This is a genomic window from Providencia sp. CIM-Carb-044, assembly GCF_033901115.1.
GTDB classification, from domain to species: domain Bacteria; phylum Pseudomonadota; class Gammaproteobacteria; order Enterobacterales; family Enterobacteriaceae; genus Providencia; species Providencia hangzhouensis.
Genome location: NZ_JAXADV010000004.1, coordinates 87,220 through 108,942, shown reverse-complemented (window position 1 = coordinate 108,942; position 21,723 = coordinate 87,220). Strand labels below are relative to the sequence as shown.

General features: G+C 36.2%; 22 protein-coding genes and 1 pseudogene. 11 read left to right on the top strand and 12 right to left on the bottom strand.

The window, feature by feature from the left end; genetic code table 11:
- Positions 1 to 140: 140 nt before the first annotated feature.
- The gene (locus tag SJ312_RS09990) at positions 141 to 1,064 is read right to left on the bottom strand and encodes a tetratricopeptide repeat protein (protein ID WP_165879152.1); all 924 of its coding nucleotides are present in this window, start codon (positions 1,062 to 1,064) and stop codon (positions 141 to 143) included.
- 13 nt (positions 1,065 to 1,077) lie between these two features.
- Positions 1,078 to 1,383, bottom strand: coding sequence for a hypothetical protein (locus tag SJ312_RS09985; RefSeq protein ID WP_004905280.1), 306 nt, complete (start codon positions 1,381 to 1,383; stop codon positions 1,078 to 1,080).
- A gap of 720 nt (positions 1,384 to 2,103) precedes the next feature.
- Between SJ312_RS09985 and SJ312_RS09980 the strand changes: the two genes are divergently transcribed.
- Positions 2,104 to 2,319, top strand: a complete 216-nt coding sequence (locus SJ312_RS09980) for a hypothetical protein (protein ID WP_004905277.1) — start codon at positions 2,104 to 2,106, stop codon at positions 2,317 to 2,319.
- Between the two features lie 9 nt (positions 2,320 to 2,328).
- Positions 2,329 to 2,637: a hypothetical protein gene (locus tag SJ312_RS09975; protein ID WP_094962181.1), complete on the top strand. Its 309-nt coding sequence runs from the start codon at positions 2,329 to 2,331 to the stop codon at positions 2,635 to 2,637.
- Positions 2,638 to 3,100: 463 nt separating this feature from the next.
- Here the strand turns inward: SJ312_RS09975 and SJ312_RS09970 are convergent, their stop codons facing one another.
- Together SJ312_RS09970 and SJ312_RS09965 are read right to left on the bottom strand one after the other, a co-directional pair.
- Positions 3,101 to 4,060, bottom strand: coding sequence for a hypothetical protein (locus SJ312_RS09970; RefSeq protein ID WP_036958546.1), 960 nt, complete (start codon positions 4,058 to 4,060; stop codon positions 3,101 to 3,103).
- Positions 4,060 to 4,539: an Hcp family type VI secretion system effector gene (locus SJ312_RS09965; protein WP_153673744.1), complete on the bottom strand. Its 480-nt coding sequence runs from the start codon at positions 4,537 to 4,539 to the stop codon at positions 4,060 to 4,062. Before SJ312_RS09965 ends, SJ312_RS09970 begins: the two co-directional genes overlap by 1 nt.
- Before the next feature lie 514 nt (positions 4,540 to 5,053).
- On the opposite strand from SJ312_RS09965, the pseudogene SJ312_RS09960 reads away from it, so the two are divergent.
- Positions 5,054 to 5,146, top strand: a pseudogene (locus tag SJ312_RS09960) (hypothetical protein); the annotation flags it as partial.
- 115 nt (positions 5,147 to 5,261) lie between these two features.
- On the opposite strand, the gene SJ312_RS09955 reads toward SJ312_RS09960, so the two are convergent.
- The 4 genes from SJ312_RS09955 to SJ312_RS09940 form a co-directional block, all read right to left on the bottom strand.
- A complete protein-coding gene (locus tag SJ312_RS09955; protein ID WP_004905267.1) occupies positions 5,262 to 7,268 on the bottom strand; it encodes a BCCT family transporter in 2,007 nt (668 codons plus the stop codon).
- A 423-nt stretch (positions 7,269 to 7,691) separates the two neighbouring features.
- Entirely contained in the window at positions 7,692 to 7,958 is a 267-nt protein-coding gene (locus SJ312_RS09950) for a DksA/TraR family C4-type zinc finger protein (protein ID WP_096864748.1), read from the bottom strand.
- A 75-nt stretch (positions 7,959 to 8,033) separates the two neighbouring features.
- Positions 8,034 to 8,471, bottom strand: a complete 438-nt coding sequence (locus SJ312_RS09945; RefSeq protein ID WP_004905264.1) for a GNAT family N-acetyltransferase — start codon at positions 8,469 to 8,471, stop codon at positions 8,034 to 8,036.
- 143 nt (positions 8,472 to 8,614) lie between these two features.
- On the bottom strand, positions 8,615 to 8,938 hold the full coding sequence (locus SJ312_RS09940; protein WP_036958543.1) for a hypothetical protein: 324 nt from the start codon (positions 8,936 to 8,938) through the stop codon (positions 8,615 to 8,617).
- A 299-nt stretch (positions 8,939 to 9,237) separates the two neighbouring features.
- On the opposite strand from SJ312_RS09940, the gene SJ312_RS09935 reads away from it, so the two are divergent.
- Positions 9,238 to 9,924: a DUF421 domain-containing protein gene (locus tag SJ312_RS09935; protein ID WP_004905262.1), complete on the top strand. Its 687-nt coding sequence runs from the start codon at positions 9,238 to 9,240 to the stop codon at positions 9,922 to 9,924.
- Positions 9,925 to 9,973: 49 nt separating this feature from the next.
- Here the strand turns inward: SJ312_RS09935 and cptA are convergent, their stop codons facing one another.
- Positions 9,974 to 11,683: a phosphoethanolamine transferase CptA gene (gene cptA / locus SJ312_RS09930; protein WP_153673745.1), complete on the bottom strand. Its 1,710-nt coding sequence runs from the start codon at positions 11,681 to 11,683 to the stop codon at positions 9,974 to 9,976.
- A gap of 360 nt (positions 11,684 to 12,043) precedes the next feature.
- Here cptA and SJ312_RS09925 point away from each other — a divergent pair, with 360 nt between their 5' ends.
- The 7 genes from SJ312_RS09925 to SJ312_RS09895 all read left to right on the top strand — a co-directional run bounded on the left by SJ312_RS09925 (position 12,044) and on the right by SJ312_RS09895 (position 18,065).
- Entirely contained in the window at positions 12,044 to 13,222 is a 1,179-nt protein-coding gene (locus SJ312_RS09925) for an ion channel (protein WP_096864750.1), read from the top strand.
- A 32-nt stretch (positions 13,223 to 13,254) separates the two neighbouring features.
- Positions 13,255 to 13,887, top strand: coding sequence for a cytochrome c biogenesis heme-transporting ATPase CcmA (gene ccmA / locus SJ312_RS09920; RefSeq protein WP_004914240.1), 633 nt, complete (start codon positions 13,255 to 13,257; stop codon positions 13,885 to 13,887).
- Positions 13,872 to 14,537, top strand: coding sequence for a heme exporter protein CcmB (ccmB, locus tag SJ312_RS09915; RefSeq protein WP_004905254.1), 666 nt, complete (start codon positions 13,872 to 13,874; stop codon positions 14,535 to 14,537). The genes ccmA and ccmB overlap by 16 nt, the downstream gene beginning before the upstream one ends.
- A gap of 447 nt (positions 14,538 to 14,984) precedes the next feature.
- A complete protein-coding gene (locus tag SJ312_RS09910; RefSeq protein WP_004905253.1) occupies positions 14,985 to 15,269 on the top strand; it encodes a hypothetical protein in 285 nt (94 codons plus the stop codon).
- A 381-nt stretch (positions 15,270 to 15,650) separates the two neighbouring features.
- A complete protein-coding gene (locus tag SJ312_RS09905; RefSeq protein WP_096864752.1) occupies positions 15,651 to 15,998 on the top strand; it encodes a thioredoxin family protein in 348 nt (115 codons plus the stop codon).
- A gap of 42 nt (positions 15,999 to 16,040) precedes the next feature.
- The gene (locus SJ312_RS09900) at positions 16,041 to 16,835 is read left to right on the top strand and encodes a sulfite exporter TauE/SafE family protein (RefSeq protein ID WP_319867568.1); all 795 of its coding nucleotides are present in this window, start codon (positions 16,041 to 16,043) and stop codon (positions 16,833 to 16,835) included.
- 222 nt (positions 16,836 to 17,057) lie between these two features.
- Positions 17,058 to 18,065, top strand: a complete 1,008-nt coding sequence (locus SJ312_RS09895; RefSeq protein WP_004905247.1) for a LacI family DNA-binding transcriptional regulator — start codon at positions 17,058 to 17,060, stop codon at positions 18,063 to 18,065.
- A gap of 156 nt (positions 18,066 to 18,221) precedes the next feature.
- On the opposite strand, the gene SJ312_RS09890 is transcribed toward SJ312_RS09895, so the two are convergent.
- The 3 genes from SJ312_RS09890 to SJ312_RS09880 form a co-directional block, all read right to left on the bottom strand.
- Complete coding sequence (locus SJ312_RS09890; protein ID WP_004905244.1) at positions 18,222 to 19,193, bottom strand: ABC transporter permease; 972 nt, start codon at positions 19,191 to 19,193, stop codon at positions 18,222 to 18,224.
- A 10-nt stretch (positions 19,194 to 19,203) separates the two neighbouring features.
- Complete coding sequence (locus tag SJ312_RS09885; RefSeq protein ID WP_094963062.1) at positions 19,204 to 20,688, bottom strand: sugar ABC transporter ATP-binding protein; 1,485 nt, start codon at positions 20,686 to 20,688, stop codon at positions 19,204 to 19,206.
- A gap of 156 nt (positions 20,689 to 20,844) precedes the next feature.
- Positions 20,845 to 21,705, bottom strand: coding sequence for an ABC transporter substrate-binding protein (locus tag SJ312_RS09880; RefSeq protein ID WP_370661211.1), 861 nt, complete (start codon positions 21,703 to 21,705; stop codon positions 20,845 to 20,847).
- Between the last annotated feature and the right edge of the window lie 18 nt (positions 21,706 to 21,723).

The window sequence follows — 21,723 nt, the reverse complement described above, 5'->3', positions numbered from 1 at the left end:
ATTCCGCTCTATAAGCAGTCATGTGCCCCCCTTAATAGTTAGCTTACGTGACGGACACCTTAACTTAGCCCAGAGCGGACATTACAATTTTGCTATTACAGCGTTTGATCGCTTAAGCTCCTTTATGTTAACACTATGTATTAATTACTTTTTTTATGCATTTTTTTATCTAAGTAGTCAATCCGTGATTGAATATCGGTGTAACCTAGTTGATAAGCTCTCTTGTATAAGTTGATCGCCTTCTCATAACTTTGTGGAACACCTAGTCCCTCCTCATACATTAAGCCCAAATTAATTAACCCGCCAAGCCCTTCTTTATTTGAAGCATCTTGGTAGAGCTTTACCGCTTTATTGATATCGGTTTGAACACCAAAGCCATGCTGATAAAGCAACCCCATTGAATTCATTGCTGCGGGATCCCCGTTTGCAATGCCTATTTCATAGCATTTTATTGCCTCATCATAATTTTCTAAATCACCGTACAAATAACCTAATCGAGTAATCGCAAAATCATTACCGAATTTTATCGATTCTTTATACCATTTTTCAGCCAACTTAGTGTTTTTCTCTCCTCCTCGACCATCTCTATATAAATCACCTAAACTCATCATGGCGCTGCTTGATTTATGCTTTTTAATTGCTATTTCAAACATTTCTTTAGCTTTGATGTAGTTATTTTCGTATTTATATAATATACCTAAATTGTAGTCTGCGGAGGATGACCCAAGTTCAGCGGCTTTTTGATAAAGTAAAATGGCCTCATCTTTTCTCCCTTGGTCTTCTGTTAGCATTGCTAAACGATTCATCCCGTTTGCATCATTCTTATCTGACAGTCTCTGATAAATTTCCTCTGCCTTTTCGAGATTTTTTGCGACACCAGTACCCGTTTCATAAAAACGCCCGACGATTAATAAAGCCTCATCATCCCCTTGTTTTGCTAAAGCCTCACACGCAAGAAAATTATTCTCTTCAGGAATACATTTAATCGCAGGTTCAGAATAAGACAATACGGGATTGCATAAGAGTAGGAATACTGTGACTATTGTAATTTTATTGTTTAACATAATCAAAATTCACCTAAGAAAAGTTTTCATAGGGGTCATAAACAAACCGCAGTAAATAGATAACCTCAACATTTTCTTGCATGACACGAGGATTTCGAGATACCCGAGATTTTAGAATAAAATCCATCCCTCGTAGAGTCGGAGGGATTACACCAAGTTCTGCTGCTGTATCTATTGTTCGTTTAACACCTTTTACTGATGTTACGCCAAAATCCTCTGTTCCTTTTACCCAGGGATTACTGAGTGCCGTTTTAACCGAAGGTTCATCACCATCACACCGATAATAAATTGATTCATCTAACCCGTTAGGGGTAAACATTCATTGGAGCGATTATGTGCGCTTTTAAGGTTTTTCAAAATTCGACGATAAATAGCCAACCTTTTTTCCATAGCTTCATTAGCATCCATGATTTCACCGTTTTTGCAGTAAAACCACTCTAAATCCCCACACTGCATACAATCCCCCACCTTATCCTTAAGTTAAACTTAAATCATAAATGAAAGAGAATTAAATGAATACATTTAACTTTGTGTTTATTGATTACCATAAGACCCATTATGCTAAACGAGCAAGTTTAGAGAATAAAACAGCCCGTTAGACATCATAAAACCGCCTCAGCGCGTTTTTAGCAACGTTGAGATTGAATGCGAAAACACACTGAAATCGTCGAAAAACATAAACCTGTTTTGTGGTGATTAACGATTTAACCAACCGAGTCAACGAGGGTCGTAGCCGAATCAATTAGGAAAAAGACACGTGGTCATGTCTGTCTATTTGAGGGATAAAACTTTCTTCTACTACGCCAGATTAGCTTGTGAAAAATATTTAAAAGTTCATTCGGAAGACTTAGCTAGCGTAAGTACTTTATTATCAAAAATGCAAATGTCATAAAATAGGATTCTATTGCATTAATAGACAATTGAATAAACATAGTCGGCTAACTTACTATCAAAAGGTAAGATCATTACGCTTTCAGACCATGATATTAAATTAGGCTTAATATCTCAAAATTAACCCCCCATCATAGAAAAAGAGCAGTTGCATGCCTCTGCGACTAACAAATTGGTTGAGGAAATTAATAAATTAAATTCTAAATCACAAGCCGAGAAGTTTGCAGTTGGGATTGGTGCTTATGATCCTTCTATGGAGAAAACAGCATTTGGGTTTAGTAATGGTAAAGTCAGTGCGGAACTCGTTATGTTTTTATTGCTTTATGTGAAAAAAAATGGCTTACTAAAGCCAAATGCTACATAAGGAAATCGCATGAAACACCAAATAATCATGAGAATAATTGGATCTGAACAGGGGTTAATCACGAAAGACCTTTCAAATTCAAAAAATGATGCGATCCTAATTAATTCAATTAGTTATTCTAGAGAAAAAGATGAAAAAATAGATATCACTCTTAAATATTTTATTGATGGGGAAGAACCTTCTATTATCAATTATAACAATGTCATTATTGACAGTATACAATCGTTATTTTGTGCTGAAGGATTCAATTTCGATGATAACCTTGCGATAAGACAAGGTAAACCGTATGAATTAATTCAAGTGATTTCATATAATTAAGTATTATAACCTTGATGGTGATTATTATAAATCACCACTATCAAAATGAAAAACAAGACTATTTACACCAATTAAGATAAACAGCTATATATTAGTATCAGAGGTCATAGTGAAAATAAGAAATATAGATAAGTTAAATAAAAATGACTTTATCAAACTTAGTTCAATTCATTCATCCATTGGAAAAGGGGATAATTTTGATTCATGGTTTGAAGAATCAGTATCAAGTAAAAAGATCCCCAAAATATTGTATTTGATTTATATTATTAACTATTTAACTCTTGTTTTTTTTATGGGGGCACCATTAATTCTATCACTAATACCTTTAACAATCGCATATTTAATCCCTGTGTTAATGGTTTTATTTATAGACTCAGTAAATAGTAAAATACCTTTTTTATTTTATCTATCCATAAAATTTAAACTTTTAATTCACTAATGAAAATAAAAAAATTATAAAATACTAATTTTCGTCACTATGTAATTCAAGAATCAATTTCAATTTTATTGCTGATGCTGTTAATGAATATAATAACATTGGCTTATTTCCTATAGCTAATTTTCTTTTATAATTTTCACTAGTCCATCTTTCTATTCTAAACCCGACGTTATCTGGAAAATAGCGTTCAAAAAAACCTAATTTTCTTAATCCTTTAGAAGTTTTTGTTGGTAATTGTCTTATTTCAGTTCTTTTCTTTGGATCAATAATTTTAAATGCTCCAAAACCGATATAAAGATTATTTACAAAATCAACATCATAATAAATTTTCTTAGCTGTGATGCTATCTCCACCTAATGCTATAGTACCTTGTTCTATTAAAAATTTAACTGGATCTTGTCTAAAGTTTATTTCACCATCAGTTAACTCATACGTAATATCAGAAATACCTTGATATACACGACCTCCACCATAGGCCATGCTTATCGCACCGGACGTTTTCATTCCGTGACTTCCAATTGTTTTACCTATTCTATAACTAAAAATACCAACTGCTGTTTGAATTGCACCACCTAATATATCAAGGCTCTTGTCACCATAAAAAAGCCAGCCTTCACCAAAATAAGACCTAGTTGCATTATATAGTTCTTTACTTGCCTTTCTTAATTGGGAATACGCTAATTTTTCTGATTCATATTCGAGTTTAATTTCCTCAGTGTATTTATATATATCGGGCCAATTCCCCGTTGAACCTATGTTCTCTCTAAACCAATCCCGAGTGCTATCTACTCGTTGATGCCTAGCATTATTATTATACAGTGCTATATTAAAATCAGCTCGGATCAACCTTATAACTTCATTTATTTCACTTCTGTAACCTTGTTTACAGTAGGGGTCGTCAAGAAAATACCTTGCAGATAACTCAGATATTTTTCTTAATTCATTTGCATACCATTCAAAGGTCTCTTCTGGGCTAGAGAACATTAAAAGCTCCTTTCTTCCCATATACTGTATGTACTAGTACCAGCAATAACATGCTCCCAGGTAACCGATTTAAATCGAAACGATACAGACTCTTCTGGTTGGGCTTGATTGTGAGTAACAGAATTAGGATAAAAACAATTTAGGTCAACAATTGAGGCATCTGTCAGTTTTATTTTATAATACAGCTCTAACCCACCATTCATTGATGTTCTATAAAAAGCAAAGTCGCACGTTAATATCTCACTCGATGTTAATGCTTGAGAAAGTAATGGAGAAGACTTATCAATTGGCTTACGAATACTAATAGGCTGAAAACTGACATTTTGATGCATCGATAAATTAGAAGACAACTCATTAATAAGAATTTCGTTTTCATGTCCCTTTTGATACTTATTCCCGATAGAATCTATCGATGAGCATCCTTTCGAGATTAAACCTTGTTTATTTCCTTTTAGCGTAAGATAAATTATATTCGCCATTTTAAGCATTCCCTTTGTCATTAAAAACCAATATAGATAGTTCACAATACCATATACATTACTTAAGTTAAATATTATGATTTAGCATAGATTGCGTTTACCTTGATTTTAAAATTTCCATAAGACCTATTATGTTAAACTGGCGAACTTAGTGTCTAAAACACCCGTTAGGCATCATAAAACCGCCTCAGCGCGTTTTTAGCAACGTTGAGATTGAATGCGAAAACACACTGAAATCGTCGAAAAACATAAACCTGTTTTGTGGTGATAGACGATTTAACCAACCAAGTTAACGAGGGTCGTAGCCGAATCAATTAGGAAAAAGACACGTGGTCATGTCTGTCTATTTGAGGGATAAAACTTACATGAGGGGAGAAAATAAGAGTGCTAATTTTGCTTGTGAGTATGATGGATTTTTAGATGATATGATTTTTAAAGAGGGTGTTTTTTTGCAATAAGTTATCCTCCAGAAAAAGAAGATGAAATAGTCGTCAGTGAATAAACTTGCTTTTACTATGCCAGATTAGCTTGTGAAAAATATTTAAAAGTTCATCCTGAAGACTTAGCTAGCGTAAGTACTTTATTATCAAAAATTCAAATGTCATAAAATAGGATTCTATTGCATTAATAGATAATCGAATAAACACAGGCGGAGGCGGCTATAATTTTAGCCGCCTGTGAATTCTTATCGACACATTTTAGGTAATGTTTCTTTTTTGGGGCTACTTACCCAGTAAGTGTAAGAAATGGATATGTTTTTCGTATTGGTCTAGGATATCGTGAATGATTTGCTCTTTTGCCCAGCCCATCACATCGTAGTCTTGCCCACCTTCTTTTAAGTGAATTTCAGCGCGATAGTAGCGTTGCTCTTCGCTCTTTTCTTCATCACTTTCTGTCCCCATACCCGATAACGCAAATGACGGTTGAATATAGTAACGTAGGCGAACTTCGTATAAAAAGTTCATATCTTCGCCTAAATCCACTTCAAAACCTATTCGGTCATCTTTATCAGTATGGATATGGCATACAGTACCTTGCTTAGCCAGTTCTTCAGATACCATTTCCATTGATGGCTTCACAGATTCTTCCATAAAGCGTTTAACATGCGCGCGTTTAGGGAAATATACGATGTTACGCAAGCGTCGCTGCCACGGAATAGGGTTACGGCTGGCAGTTGGTGCAATGGTCGCTAACTGTTGGCTATCGCGCTTATAGGCATCGACTCTTAAGGCTTTGAACAAGCCATAAATGGAGGCGAGCAAAACGACAGCAAAGGGAAGAGCACTCGCAATTGTCAGTGTTTGTAACGCTTGGAGACCACCTGCGAGTAACATTGTTATCGCAACGATACCCATTAAACCCGCCCAAAAGATACGTTGCCAAACAGGGGTATTAGAATCGCCGCCTGAAGCTAAAGTATCAACCACCATTGCTCCTGAATCCGCTGAAGTCACGAAAAACACAATGACCATTAGCATAGCAAAGAAAGATAAAACCGAAGAGAATGGAAAATAATTAAGGAATTCAAACAAAGCGAGAGATACGTCTGCCTGAACAGTTTCGGCTAATAAGGTTGCGCCTTTATTTTTAATTAAATCAATCGCTGTGTTACCGAAGAATGTCATCCACATTAAAGTGAAGCCAGCTGGGACAAATAATACCCCCATGACAAATTCACGAATACTACGACCGCGAGAGATACGGGCAATAAACATACCGACAAATGGCGACCAAGATAACCACCATCCCCAGTACAGTAGTGTCCAGCCGCCTAACCAATTACTTGATTTGGGTTCATAGGCATAGAGATTGAAGGTTTTATTGACGATCTCTGAAAGGTAGCCACCTGTATTCTCAACGAAAGATTTTAAAAGAAGCACAGTTGGCCCTAAAGCAACGATTAATACGAGCAATAGAAATGCGAGGCCAAGATTGAGTTCCGATAAGATACGGATACCTTTATCTAGTCCTGAAACAACGGAAATTGTTGCAAGCCCTGTAAAAATGATGATCAAAGCCACCTGTACGGTTTCGCTGACTGGTAAACCAAATAAATGGTTCATCCCAGCGTTAACTTGCAGTACACCGAAGCCTAAAGATGTTGCAACACCAAATACCGTCCCTACTACTGCAAATACATCAACTGCATGGCCTATTGGGCCATAAATACGCTCACCAATAATGGGGTAAAGGGCAGAGCGTAATGTGAGAGGGAGGCCGTGGCGATAGCTAAAAAACGCTAAAATTAATGCGACAATGGCATAGATAGCCCAAGCATGTAATCCCCAGTGGAAGAACGTTAAGCGCATGGCTTCTTTTGCGGCTTCAACGGTTTGCGGTTCACCTACAGGTGGGTTGAGGTAGTGCATTACGGGTTCTGCAACCCCAAAAAACATTAGCCCAATTCCCATACCTGCTGAGAAAAGCATGGCAAACCACGAGACATAGCTAAAATTGGGTTGGGCGTGGTCCGGGCCTAATTTTATTTGCCCATAACGGGAGAGTCCCAGATAAGTCACACTCAAAAGAATAATAGCGACGGCTAGAATGTAAAACCAGCTAGCATTATTGAATAAGTTTTGCTGAAGATGACTTAGATGAGATTCTGCGACTTCTGGCATCAAAGCGGCAAAGCCCACGATAACCAAAATAATAACGGCAGAGCTATAAAATACAGGGGGACTAATTTTAGAACGAATTTTTTTAGAATCAGTATCAATTTGACTCATAACAACCTTCTTTTGTTTTGTTTTATTTTATTTTTGGCATACCGATATCGACAAATATGCAGCGAGCTGTCCTTCTTAATGAAACAATGAATAATTGCGAAAAATTTCCCCTAAGGAAACGAGATAGAAAGAACAATAATATGGTGTTGAGGGCAGGCTAAACTGCCAAAAATAGCGATGAAACCCGAGTCTTTATCACCTTCATAAGTTAAAAAATAGGCGGTTATACTGCCATGATACGAGTGAATGATCAACAAGATCGGGAAATAACATTAAATAGAGGATAAAAATATCATGTTAATTATCATTAAATTAATAATTAACAGTGCAGTATTTACATGTTTTACCAATAAGTTAACGCAAATGAGTGAAAGTAAGTACTAGATAAGTAAAAACCTTAGATAAATGGAGGTGGAAATGTGATTAGCGTAATTGGCTATCCTTACTGCCACGCCGATTATAGCCACTAAATGTAGATTGTTTTTTATCTAATTCATTTTGGCAGTTGATACAGAATTTTACGCCGAGTAATGCTAAACGGCGAGCCTCAGGAATTGCCTCACCACACTCTTCACAAAACTCGGCACTTTCACCTGAGTGCAATTGGCGACGAGCTTTCGCTACCGCATCATCAAGAGTGGCATCAATTTGTTCTTGAACAGCATCTTCATTTGCCCAACCATTTGCCATCATTCACCTCTGCTTGATTAAATATTGACCTATATACCAATATAGAGGCGAGAAAATTTAATTCAAGGGCAATTATTACTCTAAAGATAATGTCATATAAATGTGGTCCATTCCCTCTTCATCATACATTTCTCCCTCAGTTTGGTACCCCAGAGTATGGTAAAAATCAATGGCAGTATATTGCGCTGAAAGAGCGATTTTATGGTAATGATGAGAACGGCCATATTGCTCTACAAATTTCATTAATTCACGTCCTAACCCTTTACTTCGGTGTGATTTTTGTACTGCGACACGGCCAACTTTGATAAGATTGTCTTCAAGTAGTACACAACGTAATACCGCAGCTGGCTGCCCATCTAAATACAAAACGACATGTAATGCGGACTCATCATATTCATCGACATCGATATCAGCGGGAAACCCCTGTTCTTGAGTAAAAACTTGTTGGCGCAGGTTGAAAGCATCAGTAAGGAGTTCTGGGTTTGTGTACCCCATGCTATGTTTAATTTGCATTAGTTTTCCTGGTAGCTAGCGAATAAGAAACATAATTATATCGTGGAATGGCGGAAGAGTTAGGTGGGTTTTGTTGTCTTTTTGCACCAAATAAGAATGCAGGCATTTAAAGCCCACATTCTTGAAGGGAACTGAGCGGAAAATTATTTTTTATTGGTTTCTGCGTCATTTTCTGCTTTGAGTGATTCCGTTTTTTCTTTCATATCGGTTGCGACTTCGTCAGCTTTATTAATCGCATCCGTTTTAACTTCTTGGCTCAGTTCTGACGCATTTTGTTTTAACTCTTCAGCTTTATTTTGTGCATCTTTCGTTAATTCATCAGCTTTTTGTTCACCATCTTCTTTTAATTGCTGGGCTTTTTCTTCAGCTTGTTTAACGGTGTCACTTGGTTTGGATGAGTCATCACAACCTACGATAACTGTAACAATTCCCGCGAAAAGAAGTGAAGTGATGAGTTTTATATTCATAAACATATCCTTAGCACGATGCTGGTAAAAATGTTATTAAAGCTCAATATTGGCATAATCGCCAATGTGTATATTTAACTATAGTTGAAATTAAGTGAGTTATAAAATAATTAGGTAACAAACTGAAATCGTTATTTTTTTTGATTGTAAACTCAAGTGAATGCTTTTTTTTGGAAAGTCATCTCTTGTTCCATGCTATAGAGTTATAAAATATAGAAAATCAAGCTAAACTGATCGAACTTATTATTAAATAAATAATGAAAACAAATGTATGGCTTAGATAACAAAGGAATAGCATTATGGCGTACTATTATTCGTTGATTATTTTAAAATTTATTATCGGTTTTGCCATTGTTATCACTCATATGAATCTATCGGGAAAAACGCAGCTTTCCCAAATGACTCCTATTGATTTTATTGGTAATTTTGTTTTAGGAGGTATTATTGGAGGGGTGATTTACAGTGATACTATCCCATTGTACCAGTATGTGACTATTTTAATTATTGGTGTTTTGTTTATAAGCTTTTTGAACTTTTTAACAAAAAGATTTAATTTTTTTCGTAATGTGGCCATTGGTAATCCCATACCTATCATTAAAAAAGGCCAATTTATAATGGAAAACATCTTAGAAAAAGCCAATAAGATAGACCTCATCAATATTTCATCTCGAATTCATGCACAAGGCATTCATTCCTTTCAAGAAATTTATTATGCACAAATAGAACCTGATGGGCAGCTAACCATTATTTGTGATGAAAAAAATATGCCATCAGTGATCCTGATAAAAGAAGGGGTTATTAGAAGCTATGGTTTGGAATCTATCGAAAGAGATGAAGCTTGGTTAATGCAGCAAATTGAATTACAAGATATTGAATCAATAAACGATATTTTCTTAGCTGAATTTTGGCGTGGTGAAGTCACGTTTATTTTGCGGGATGGTAAAATAAACCGCAAGGGAGCACAGCATCTGAAAGTTATAGCTTAAATGAATAGGTCGGTGAAATGCAGATAACATTTCACCGACAGAGACCTAATTATTGTTTTAAATCATCATAAAGCATTAATGAGGATTTATTATCTGGGTCACCAATATAACGAGGTTGAGGTTTAAATGCCTCATTAAACAGGCTTTTTTCGGGCTCAAACCCAGTATAGTTTAAACCTGCTAAATCAGACCACGCGTAGATAAAGTCCATGTTACTGAATGGTCGGGTTGTTTTATCATTCAAATCAAATTGATGAGTTGATAGCCACTCAGGTGATTGCCAAACTAGGAAAGGCACATTATAAATGACCTTACTTGGCTTACCTTCACTACGCCCTAACATTTCATGAGGCGGGGTATCATAAACATCTTCACCATGGTCTGAGAAAAACACCAGAAAACCATTTTCTTTTGAAGAATCAAAGTCCTTGATTAATGTTGAAACAACATAATCGTTATAATGTTGTGCGTTATCATAAGCATTATAATCTTTCACTTCGTCATCATTTAGGTTAGCGGGAACCACGCTGTCTTTATCTTTGAAAATGGCTTTATCTTCTGGGTAGCGGAATTCATAGCGCATATGCGTTCCTAACAGATGGACAACGATAAATTTCTTTTCTGCTGGGTCTGCAAGCGCTTCTTTGAATGGTGCAAAAACCACGTCATCATAGATACGTGAGCTTTGAGCCATATCATTATTCAAATAATATTGCTTATCTGTTTGGCGAGAGAATGCCGTTAATAAGGTGTTGCGTTCAGTCATCGTCTGCTGGTTAGTGATCCAAAACGTTTTAAAGCCCGCTTGCTTCATCATGTTCATCATAGAAGGGTGCGAATTGAACAGTTCAGGCTCAGTTTGTGTCGCAAACGTCAGAATTTGTTGTAGTGCTTCAATAGTATAAGGTCGCGACGTCACAACATCATTGAATACGGATAAATTAGCAGGATAATCCCTTGCAAGTTCATCTAACTCAGGTGTCGTTGGGCGTGAATAGCCATATAGGCTCATTCTATCGCGGCTGGTGGACTCACCTATTACTAATACAAATGTGCGGGGTGTATCACCGTTTGCATCGACAAAGTTTTCTAATGGTGGAATTTTACTGTTGTCGCGGATTAATTCTTCCATGTTTGCTAGCTGGTTTTTATATAAAAAGTAACCACTCACAAACTGCCATGGCGCAGCGTAGGCGAGTTTACTATTTAAATATGATGCGACATTGGCCATTGGTCGGTCTTGTTTAATGCCTTTGTTATAATAAGGAATACCGAACAAAATAACTAAAATTAACAATGAAATACCGATTCGCCCTGACTTTGGCAGTGTTACCGGTTTTAGACGTGTCCATAGAAAAATTGCGACTACAGTATAGGCGAGTATGACACCTAAGACTTTGAAGCTAAAATATTGTTTAAGGAATTCGCCTGCTTCATTAGTATTGGTTTCAAACATCACAAACATGACACTTTGGGATATTTGATGCCCATAAACCACAAAGTAGGCGAGGGCAACTACCGAAGAAAGCCATAAAACAATACCAATTAGTCCCGCAACTAACTTAACTTTTTTAGGGAACAGTAGGGCAGGAACCAGCCAAAGAGAGCTATAGAGTAGTGAATCTCTTAGGCCAATAGAATTGCTTTGCCCTGTTACGAGCACATATAGTTGTAATAGTGATGAAAAATACCAAAAGTAGGTTAGTAACCAGAACAGTGAGGTCCAGCTAAATTTTTCCGAGTGTGTAGTGTTACTCATAGGTTTTTAAACTCTTGTTTTCTATTATTGTTAAATCGAATTGAAAAATAATTGAGAAATCGGTTTTTAGATATAAAGACGTAGTTTAAGTTCCAAAATATATTATCTATAAATAATATTTCCTTAATAATCATATAACCGTTTGTTTACTAGTGTTTTTTAAAAGCCGTTTTGTTCGCTTGGAATTGGGCAGCTATCGTGATATTCAATTATAGACGATGTTTTGCTAGCCATTGTTAAAATAGTAAAATGTCCAATTAGCATTTGTCATCGTCTTTACGCCATTGGTACTATCCTTTGATATATTTATGGTATATAAGAAAATTTGACGAATGCATCAATGAAGGGTGAGAGCAATACATGTTAGATAATTCATTTGTGGCTTTTTTAAAATCACCCCTATCAATCAGGGTGTTGCTTTCATTGCTAATTATTATTGATGGCGCAATGATTTTAAAGCCTGTATTAAGTGCTTATACCGACTACATTGATTGGCGCGAGTCAGGGCTAACACAGTGGTTAAAATCACTCGGCTTTATGAAGTTACTGGATATTCCTCGTTTTTTATTGGGAATTTCACTGATTTTCCTATCGCTATTTATGGTTAACGGAGCCCGTATTGCTTGGGTGTTCTCCTTATTTTTACTTGGGATTATTTCATTTGTTGACCTGCGGTTAACACAAGAAAACATACATCAAGGTTATTTTTCCCTCTTTTTATTGGTTGCTTTGTGCCTTTTTTGGAAGTTGTATCATCACCATAGCTTAACCAGTGCCGGGTTTGTGGCAATAACCTGTATTATTGCATTATTGCTGTATTCTATTTTTGGTACTTTATATATTGGTGATGAATTTTCACCAGTGGTTAAAGACGGCACAACGGCCTTTTATTTTGCTTTAGTTTGCATGACAACGGTCGGGTTTGGTGACATTGTTCCGGTTACAGTGGATGCGCGTGTATTCACGGTGACGGTGATTATTTTAGGAATTACAATTTTTACCACTTCAGTGGTTTATATTGTTGGGGTGTTAGCGAAAGGTACGAAAGAAATTGTGCGTAAGAGGTTTTCTTATATGAAAAATCATTATGTGGTGATTGGTAGCACACCAATGGCTGTCAATGTCTATCAAGGGCTGAAAAAACGAGAGCTGCCGGTGGCTGTGATTTGCCAAGAGAACCATCGCAGTCATTATCCCGAAAAAGATAATATTGTGACCGGTGACCCAACCAGTTCCGAATTGCTCGCCGCTGCTAATGTTAAACACGCAAAGTGTGTGTTAGTGATGACAGATAGCGATTCGCTCAGTACTTTCGCTTTATTGGGAGTGAAAGAGCAAGCAGGGGAAGGTAGCTCGGTAAAAACAGTGGTGCTAATTAACCAAGAAAGCAATATGGATAAAGTTCGCTTACTTAAACCTGATATGTTGTTTTCATTATCTACGCTAGGTTCAGAGGTTTTGATGCAAGTGCTTTGCGGTGAAGCAATATCGAGCGACTCTATTAGTGATATGCTGTTGAACAAAGTTGCAAAAAGCTAACCTTAAAATAAAAATAACGGGAATTGTGCTTCATGCTAAGTGCTCAACAAGTGAGTTGCCATCGGCAAAATAGGGTGTTATTCCATCAACTTGATTTTATAGTGCAACCTAGTGAAATCTTGCAAGTTGAAGGGCCAAATGGAGCAGGAAAAACGACCTTGCTACGAATGATGGCTGGGTTATTAAAACCTGATGAAGGGGCGGTCTGTTGGAATAATCAATCGATTGATAAACTAAAAGAAGAATTTACTCGTCATTTACTTTATTTAGGCCACAAACCAGCGGTTAAATCATTATTAACACCTTATGAAAACCTCAAATTTTATTACCAAATGCACCATAAAGGGCATGAAGGTGAGCGTATTTGGTCTGCTTTAGAGGAAGTTTCGTTAATTGGTTATGAAGATATTCCTGTTAGCCAACTTTCTGCTGGGCAACAACGGCGTGTTAATTTAGCGAGGTTATGGCTAAGCGAAGCCCCTCTGTGGATACTTGATGAGCCTTTTACCGCAATTGACGTGGCGGGGGTTGCTCGTTTAACAGAACGTTTTCATCAGCATGCAGAGCAAGGGGGGATTATTTTGTTTACCTCCCACCAAGCGATGTCAGGGCAATTTGGTTCACTAAAACTGACGGGCGGGGTTGAATCATGTTTTGGTTATTAATTAAAAGAGAGCTTAAAATTGCGTTCCGAGGTTTTTCTGAGCTCGTTAATCCGCTATGGTTTTTCTTAATTGTTATCACACTATTTCCCTTGAGTATTGGTCCTGAACCTCAATTATTAGCGCGCATTGCGGTTGGGGTGTTTTGGGTTGCGGCCATTTTGTCTTCACTATTATCACTAGAGCGTTTATTTAAGGATGACTACCTTGATGGCTCCCTTGAGCAACTGTTACTCGCACCGCATCCTTTATTTATCACTGTATTTGCGAAGGTGATTGCCCATTGGTTAGTCACAGGGCTGCCCTTGATCTTGTTATCCCCTGTTGCGGCATTAATGTTGTCTTTTAGCGCAGACACACTATTTGTATTAGCAGGGACATTATTATTGGGCACACCTGTATTGAGTTTTATTGGGGCGATTGGTGCAGCATTAACCGTTTCCTTAAAAAAAGGCGGTGTCTTGGTGAGCTTGCTTGTTTTACCGCTATATATTCCTGTGCTGATTTATGCAACAGGTACGATGGAAGCCCACAGTTTTAAAATGCCTCTCGATGGTTATTTTGCCATTCTTGCCGCGTTATTTGCCGCCAGTATTACTTTTTCTCCTCTCGCTATTGCAGCTGCGTTGAAGCTTAATATTAGCAATAGCTAATTATTTTTCTCTCGTCAAAATAGATAACAAGAGCAAATTAATTTTTGCCTTGTTATCTATTGTCGATTCAGAATTGAAATATAATAATTACTTATACATTTAACGGGTGTTTTTTCTTAAGACTTTATTTTATTCAACTAGTTAATGGGCTTTATTTGTGTTTTTGATACAAATAAAGGTAAGTTTTATAAAAAATCGCATTGAACTCAAATAATTTATTTAAATTGCTACCGTTTTATATTGTTTATTACAAAAAATATTTTTATGTTAAATTATAATCATAATATATGAAGTTAGATGAGTTATAAAAAAGCTTAAATGAGTGTGATTGTAATTTGACTTAAGGTGTGTGATGTTTCGTATATTACTTTATCTCAAACCAATACAATTAATAATTCTAATGATTTTAAAACGTAATTTTAGCTATAGATCGATTTTGCTTACCTTTTGTCTCCCTATGGTAGCCAAGCGGGCGGTGGTTCACTGAGTCTCAATGCCAGCAAAACCGAGATGCACAGCGATTACCAATCGGTGGATAAACAAACTGGCATCAATGCAGGCAAAGCCAGCAACACCACTCATACAGCGGTATCGGAAGGTGAGATTGTTATTTGCGATAAGGCAAATCAGAAACAAGATGTTACTGATTTAAGTCGATATACAGACAATGCCCATGAGAAGCTGAATATGATTTTTGATAAAGAAAAAGAACAGAAACGGATACCCATCTAAATGGGTTAAAATTGAAAAGCTAATAATGAATAAGAGTAAAAATATAGTTTATTATTTAATAATAAACATCTTTAAATAATCTAGGCTCATCAATGCTGATAATATTCAGGAATAAAAATCCAATGTATAATAAAAAGCTAAAAGTGGTTTATATATCGTATGATTTTTTAAAGTTAATATAGCGAGTTTGTTTTTACTATTTATTATGAATCATATTTTTATGCTTTATTGTGATAAAATGTTAAATTGGTTTATTGTTCTTAAATGAAAGTAATCAAATGCCAAATAATACTAAATAATTAATGGACAAAAGGTGACTTATTATCTAGTGTATTGTTCCAATATGTTAGTTTAGGAAAAAATCACAAAAGGTAGCATATAATGTCGAATATTTTATCATTAGATAGTGATAATTTCTCGAGTACACTTTACCCCCTAGAGCAAGATGAGCAACAAACTGTAGTTGTTTATTTTTCGGCTTCTTGGTGTTTACCGTGTAAAAATATGTATCCTATTTTTACTAAGCTTTCTGAGTGTTTTCAAGAAAATAACATCGATTTTGGTATTGTTGATATTGCTCAATCGCCCACTTTAGCTCCTCGATATGGTATAAAATCAGTGCCGACAATTGCGGTTTTCCAAGATACTCGGTTAATCGATATTATTGCAGGAGAAGTACCATTTAATAGGGCATTAATGGTATTGGAGAAAACGCTCGGTAAGCGTTAATATTCAGCGAATATATTTAATAATAATGATAAGACATTCATAATGTTAATACTGATATTAGAAGGGCTATTGATAGGCTGTCTACTAGGTTTAACGGGAGCGGGAGGTGGAATTCTTGCTGTTCCTGCTTTAATGGCAAGCCAAAATTGGAGTGTAGCATTAGCAGCACCTGTAGGGCTTTTAGCTATTACAATAGCGGCTTTTATTAGTGTTATTCAAGGGCTTATAAAAAAGAATATTCGCTATAAAGCAGCTATTTGGATAGCGCTATTGAGTATTCCTTCTGCTAAGTATGGTATTTACCTTGCCCATATTGTTCCTCCAGTTTGGTTAACGCTTATTTTTAGCCTTGTTATGCTTTATGTCGGGGGACGTATATTTTTCAATCGGGGTGATGAGCAAAATGATCCACATTGTTTAATTAATACAGAAACTGGGAAATTTATTTGGAACACTAAAACAGCGTTAATCTTTGGGGGAATTGGTGTCATTACAGGATTACTTACTGGCATGTTAGGTGTCGGTGGTGGTTTTATTATTGTTCCTGCATTGCGAAAATTCACTAATTTGAATATGAAGAGTATTATCGCAACATCATTAATGGTTATCTTCTGTATTGGTAGTATTAGTATTTTTATTAATGTCTGGAATGGGTTTCAATATCCTAAAGAAATTAGCATCGTTTTCATTGCTTCATGTGTTGTTGGCTTATTAATTGGTCGATTAATAATGCATTATATTTCTAATAAAGCCATTCAAATACTATTTTCAAGTGCTGTTATCTTTGTTGCCTTAGGGTTGATTTCATCAGTATTGATTGAATTTAATGTCATTTGAAATAGGTTTTAAATATCACTTATTAAATAAATTTTTATAATTCATGCAGTGTGTCACTATTTTAAATGTTCAATCATTTATTCTTCTTTAAAAAAGTAAATTTGATTTATCTTCAAGCTCAAAAAGGTATAATGAACCATCGCATTTTTCTACCCTGATAATAGTGAAATGGATTGCTAATATACTCTTCTGGGTAATCATTAAAGGTTGACTAGTATAATTATGACAAAACAAGATAGTTCAACAACGATAATTGATATAGCTAAACGTGCTAATGTAACTGATATTACAGTCTCTAGAGCATTTAATCATCCTGAGATGGTAAAGAAGGAAACTCGAGATAAAATATTAGCGATAGCACAAGAGCTCAATTATGTGCCAAATCTTTTTGCACGTAATCTGAAAAACAAAAATAGCCGCATAATAGGTGTGGTTACTGATAGCACATTTAACCCATTTTATATCGTACTGATTCAAACAGTCTCACGCTTAGCGAAAGAAAAAGGCTATCAAGTCATGATTTTTGATTCAGATAGTGATGAAAAAGCAGAAAAAACAGCAATCGAAACATTAGTCAGCTACAAAGCGAGTGGGATCCTACTATCGCCAGTTCGTGATGATAAAGACTATCAACCAAGTTACTTATCATTAATTGATCAACATAATGTGCCTTTAGTTTTTGTTGACCGTTCAATTTATGGTTATCAAAATAAGTATTCAGGGCTGTTTTTGAAAAACTTTGAAATTGGCGCTTTAACAGGAAAATTTCTTAACCAGCAGAATAGTGAAAACACACTGATTGTTTCAGGGCCAGAAGGATCTGAAATTAGTTTGTCTCGTTTAGCGGGTATATATGAAAATTTTCCAAATAGAAAAAATATTAATGTCTTATACAGCAGTTATATGTTTAATAAGAATGATGAAGATTATCTAAGAAAAAAAGTTCAAGAGCTTTATACACCAAATATGTATATTGTTGGGTTGAATGGAATTATCACGGCAGGGATGTATAAAATTATTTTAGAGCTAGGCCTTTCTTGCCGTTATTTTTCTGTAGATTTACCACCCTATGCAGATACTTACCATTTATCTATTTCTGGTGTACACCACGATTCAGTATATCTTGGTGAATTAACAACTGAGTTATTGTTTTCTGAAATAGAGCGAGATTCACATAAAGATCATAAAACAAAACAAATATTTGTTGATGGGAAACTTGTTGTTTATTAATAAGAGTTAGAAAGAAAATCCGTTATGATTTATATACTCTAAAGAATTCGAGTCATATATGAACACAGTCAACACCCATGCAACTTGAAGTATGGCAATTATAGATAGGCAGGTAATGATACCTGCCTATCTTAATGGCGATGAGGTATTATTAATTTAGCGTTTCATTGAGCTAATTAAGGTAGCGCCCCAAATAATTAAACCTTTTACAATATATTGAACATAAGGTGAAATACCTAATAAATTTAAACCATTATTAAGTACGCCTAAGATCATTGCGCCAATCAGTGTGCCAATGATCATACCACGGCCTCCTGCAATTGAAGCGCCGCCGAGTACGACCGCAGCAATAGCATCTAACTCAAATCCTACCCCTGCATTGGGTTGCCCACTCATTACTCGAGAGGTAAATATTAACCCAGCGAATGCAGCAGTAAAACCGCTAATGACGTAAACTAACATTTTATAACGTTCAACGCGGATACCACTCAGGCGTGCAGCTTCTTCATTACCGCCAATGGCGTAAATATAACGGCCAAAAGAGACATGATTTAGTACAACATAGAAAATAAGATAAAGGCCAAGCATTAATAAAATAGGAACTTGAATTCCCATTAATTCTTCGCGTCCCCAAAAAGCAAATTCTTGAGGTAACCCTGACACTGGGTAGCCACCGGTATAAATTAAGGCTAGCCCTTTAGCAATAATCATGGCGCCTAAAGTGACAATGATTGGTGGCATTTTACCATAAGCGGCTAAAATTCCATTAATGAAGCCAAAAGCAACACCGGATAATAAGCCCAGAGCAATTGCGGCGTAAGGGTCCATTCCATAATATTTCATTAAGCCAGCCATCAAGGTTCCAGAAAGCGCCATAACAGCACCAACGGACAAGTCAATTCCACCTGTTAAGATAGCAAATGTCATACCAATAGCGATGATGGCATTAATAGAAACCTGACGAGCAATGGTCGAAAGGTTATTTACAGTTAAAAAATGTTCATTAAAAATGGACATGCAGACAAATAAAAGAATTAAACCAACAAGTGGTAAAAATGCAGGTATTTTTGTTAGCTTAGAAAAACTAAATTTATTTTTAGTTAATGGAATTGCACTTTGATTAGACATAGTCGTTATCCTATATAATATTGCCGGCCGCATGTACCATGATCTGAGTTGAGTTTATTTCGTCTCCAGTTAACTCAGCAGCAATTTCACCATCTCGAAAAACCAAAACTCTATCACTGACACCAATAACTTCTGGTAGCTCCGATGAAATCATAATAATGGAAATTCCTTTTTCAGTTAGAGAGCGCATTAACTGATAAATTTCTGATTTTGCCCCAACATCAATACCTCGGGTGGGTTCGTCGAAAATAAGAATTTTGGCTTGTTTATTTAGCCAGCGAGCAATAACAACCTTTTGCTGATTTCCACCACTTAAAGTAGAAACCGCGGTGTGAGGTTCTGGTGTTTTAACTTTTACTTGGGAAATTAAATCAATAGATAAAGTGAGTTCTTTTTTATTTTGAATTAAAAATAATTTTTGAGCATGATTGTTTAACCATATATTTTCTTTAACGGAAAAGGGCAATACAAGGCCTTGAGTTTTTCGGCTTTCTGGTAATAAACCGATACCTAATTGCAATGCAGCCGCAGCCGATTTAACTTTAACTTCTTTGCCTTCTAAAATAACTTTCTTCTTATATGCTTTATCAGCACCGATCATGGCAAGAATAGTTTCTGTGCGACCCGATCCCACCAACCCCGCAAGCCCTAAAATTTCACCTCTCTTTAATTGAAGGTGGTTAGTTGGGCTATATGAGAAACGCTGAACTTCTGCATCTAAGATGACTTCTTGCTCGTTGAATTGGCGTTTATGAGGATAAATATTCTCAACTTCACGACCAACCATCATTTCGATAATAACGTCTAAATCTGTTTCATCGACCTTACGCGACCCTATATATTGTCCGTCACGTAGTACACTGATGGTGTCACAGATTTCATAAATTTCTTCTAGATGGTGGGAAATAAAAAACATTCCAACCCCTTTAGCTTTTAAATCACGCATTACATCGAATAAATGGTTTGCTTCATTGGGGGTTAATGTCGCAGTTGGCTCATCTAACACTAAAATTTTAGCATCCAAAGACAGAGCCTTTGCGATTTCAACAAACTGTTGCTCTGCGATACTTAAATGGCTAATAGGTTCATCAATATTGATGTTTACACCCAGCTCAGCTAGGATTTCCTGCGATTTTTTTCGCATTAATTTTCTATCTAATAAACCAAACTTATTTTTTAACTCTCGATTTAAAAATATATTTTCAAAAGCGTTTAAATAAGGAATAAGAGAAAATTCTTGGAAAATAATACCTACGCCAGCTTTAATGGCATCTCTGTAGTTATGAAAGGTGTGTTCTTTGCCTTCAATCAGAATTTGTCCGCTATCAGGTTTATGTATTCCACATAACACTTTCATTAGCGTTGATTTACCTGCGCCGTTTTCACCTAATAATGCGTGAACCTCCCCTTTTTCTAGGGAGAGATTAATATTATCTAACGCCTTAACCCCAGGGAAAGTTTTACTGACATCTTTTAATGCTAATAATTGCATCATATTGCTTCCCTATATTTCTCAACTGCCTAAAAATGGGTAACAAAGCCATTTGGAATTTTTATTCCAATATGCATTTAATAATTAATATTTATGAAAATGTATTGCACCGAACATCAGAAATACAGGTGCAATACATTGGTTATTGATAACTAACTATTACCAGTGAAAATCTTTAGCATTGGTTTTGTCGATCAATTTAACATCAATTGGGACTTCTTTAGGGACATTGGCACCCCAGTATTTTGCTAAGCCCATAGCTAAACCAATACGAACTTGGTCACGAGGGAATTGCGCTGAAGTAGCAATAAATGGAGAGTTACCTTTGGCAATTTCAGCAACCGCTTCAGGAGAACCGTCAACACTCACTAATTTGACATCACGACCAGAGGACTCAATCGCTGCTAACGCACCTAAAGAACCGACATCGTTAACACTGAAAATCCCATTTAGCGTTGGGTTTGCTTGCAACATATTTTCTGTAACGTTCATTGCAGTATCACGTTCTTGTTTACCGTTCAATTTAGTTACGATTTTGATATTTGGATATTCTTTCATCGCTGCTTCAAAACCACGAACACGCTCAAGAATTGGCACAACAGGAATACCATCTAAAATTGCCACTTCGCCTTTGCCGCCTAATGCTTCACCTAAACGTTTACCTGCCATTAAGCCAGCATCATAGTTTTTAGAACCAACAAAAGAGTCAATTGGGCCATTTGCTTGAGCATCAATGGCGATAACTACAACTCCCGCTTTTTTCGCTGCCAGTACAGCCGTTTCCGCACCAACGCTATCTGCCGGGTTTATTAACAGAATATCGATTTTTTTCTGTAACATATCTTCGATATCACTGGTTTGTTTTGATACATCATGAGCCGCATCAGAAATGTATAGTTGTGCGCCCATATCACCCGTTGCGCTCTCTAAGGCTTCCTTCATGGTGACAAAATATTCATTGTTTAATTCTTGAAATGACATGCCCACTGAAACTGGCTTAGCGGTAGCGTTAAATGCCATACCTAAAGTCAGTACACT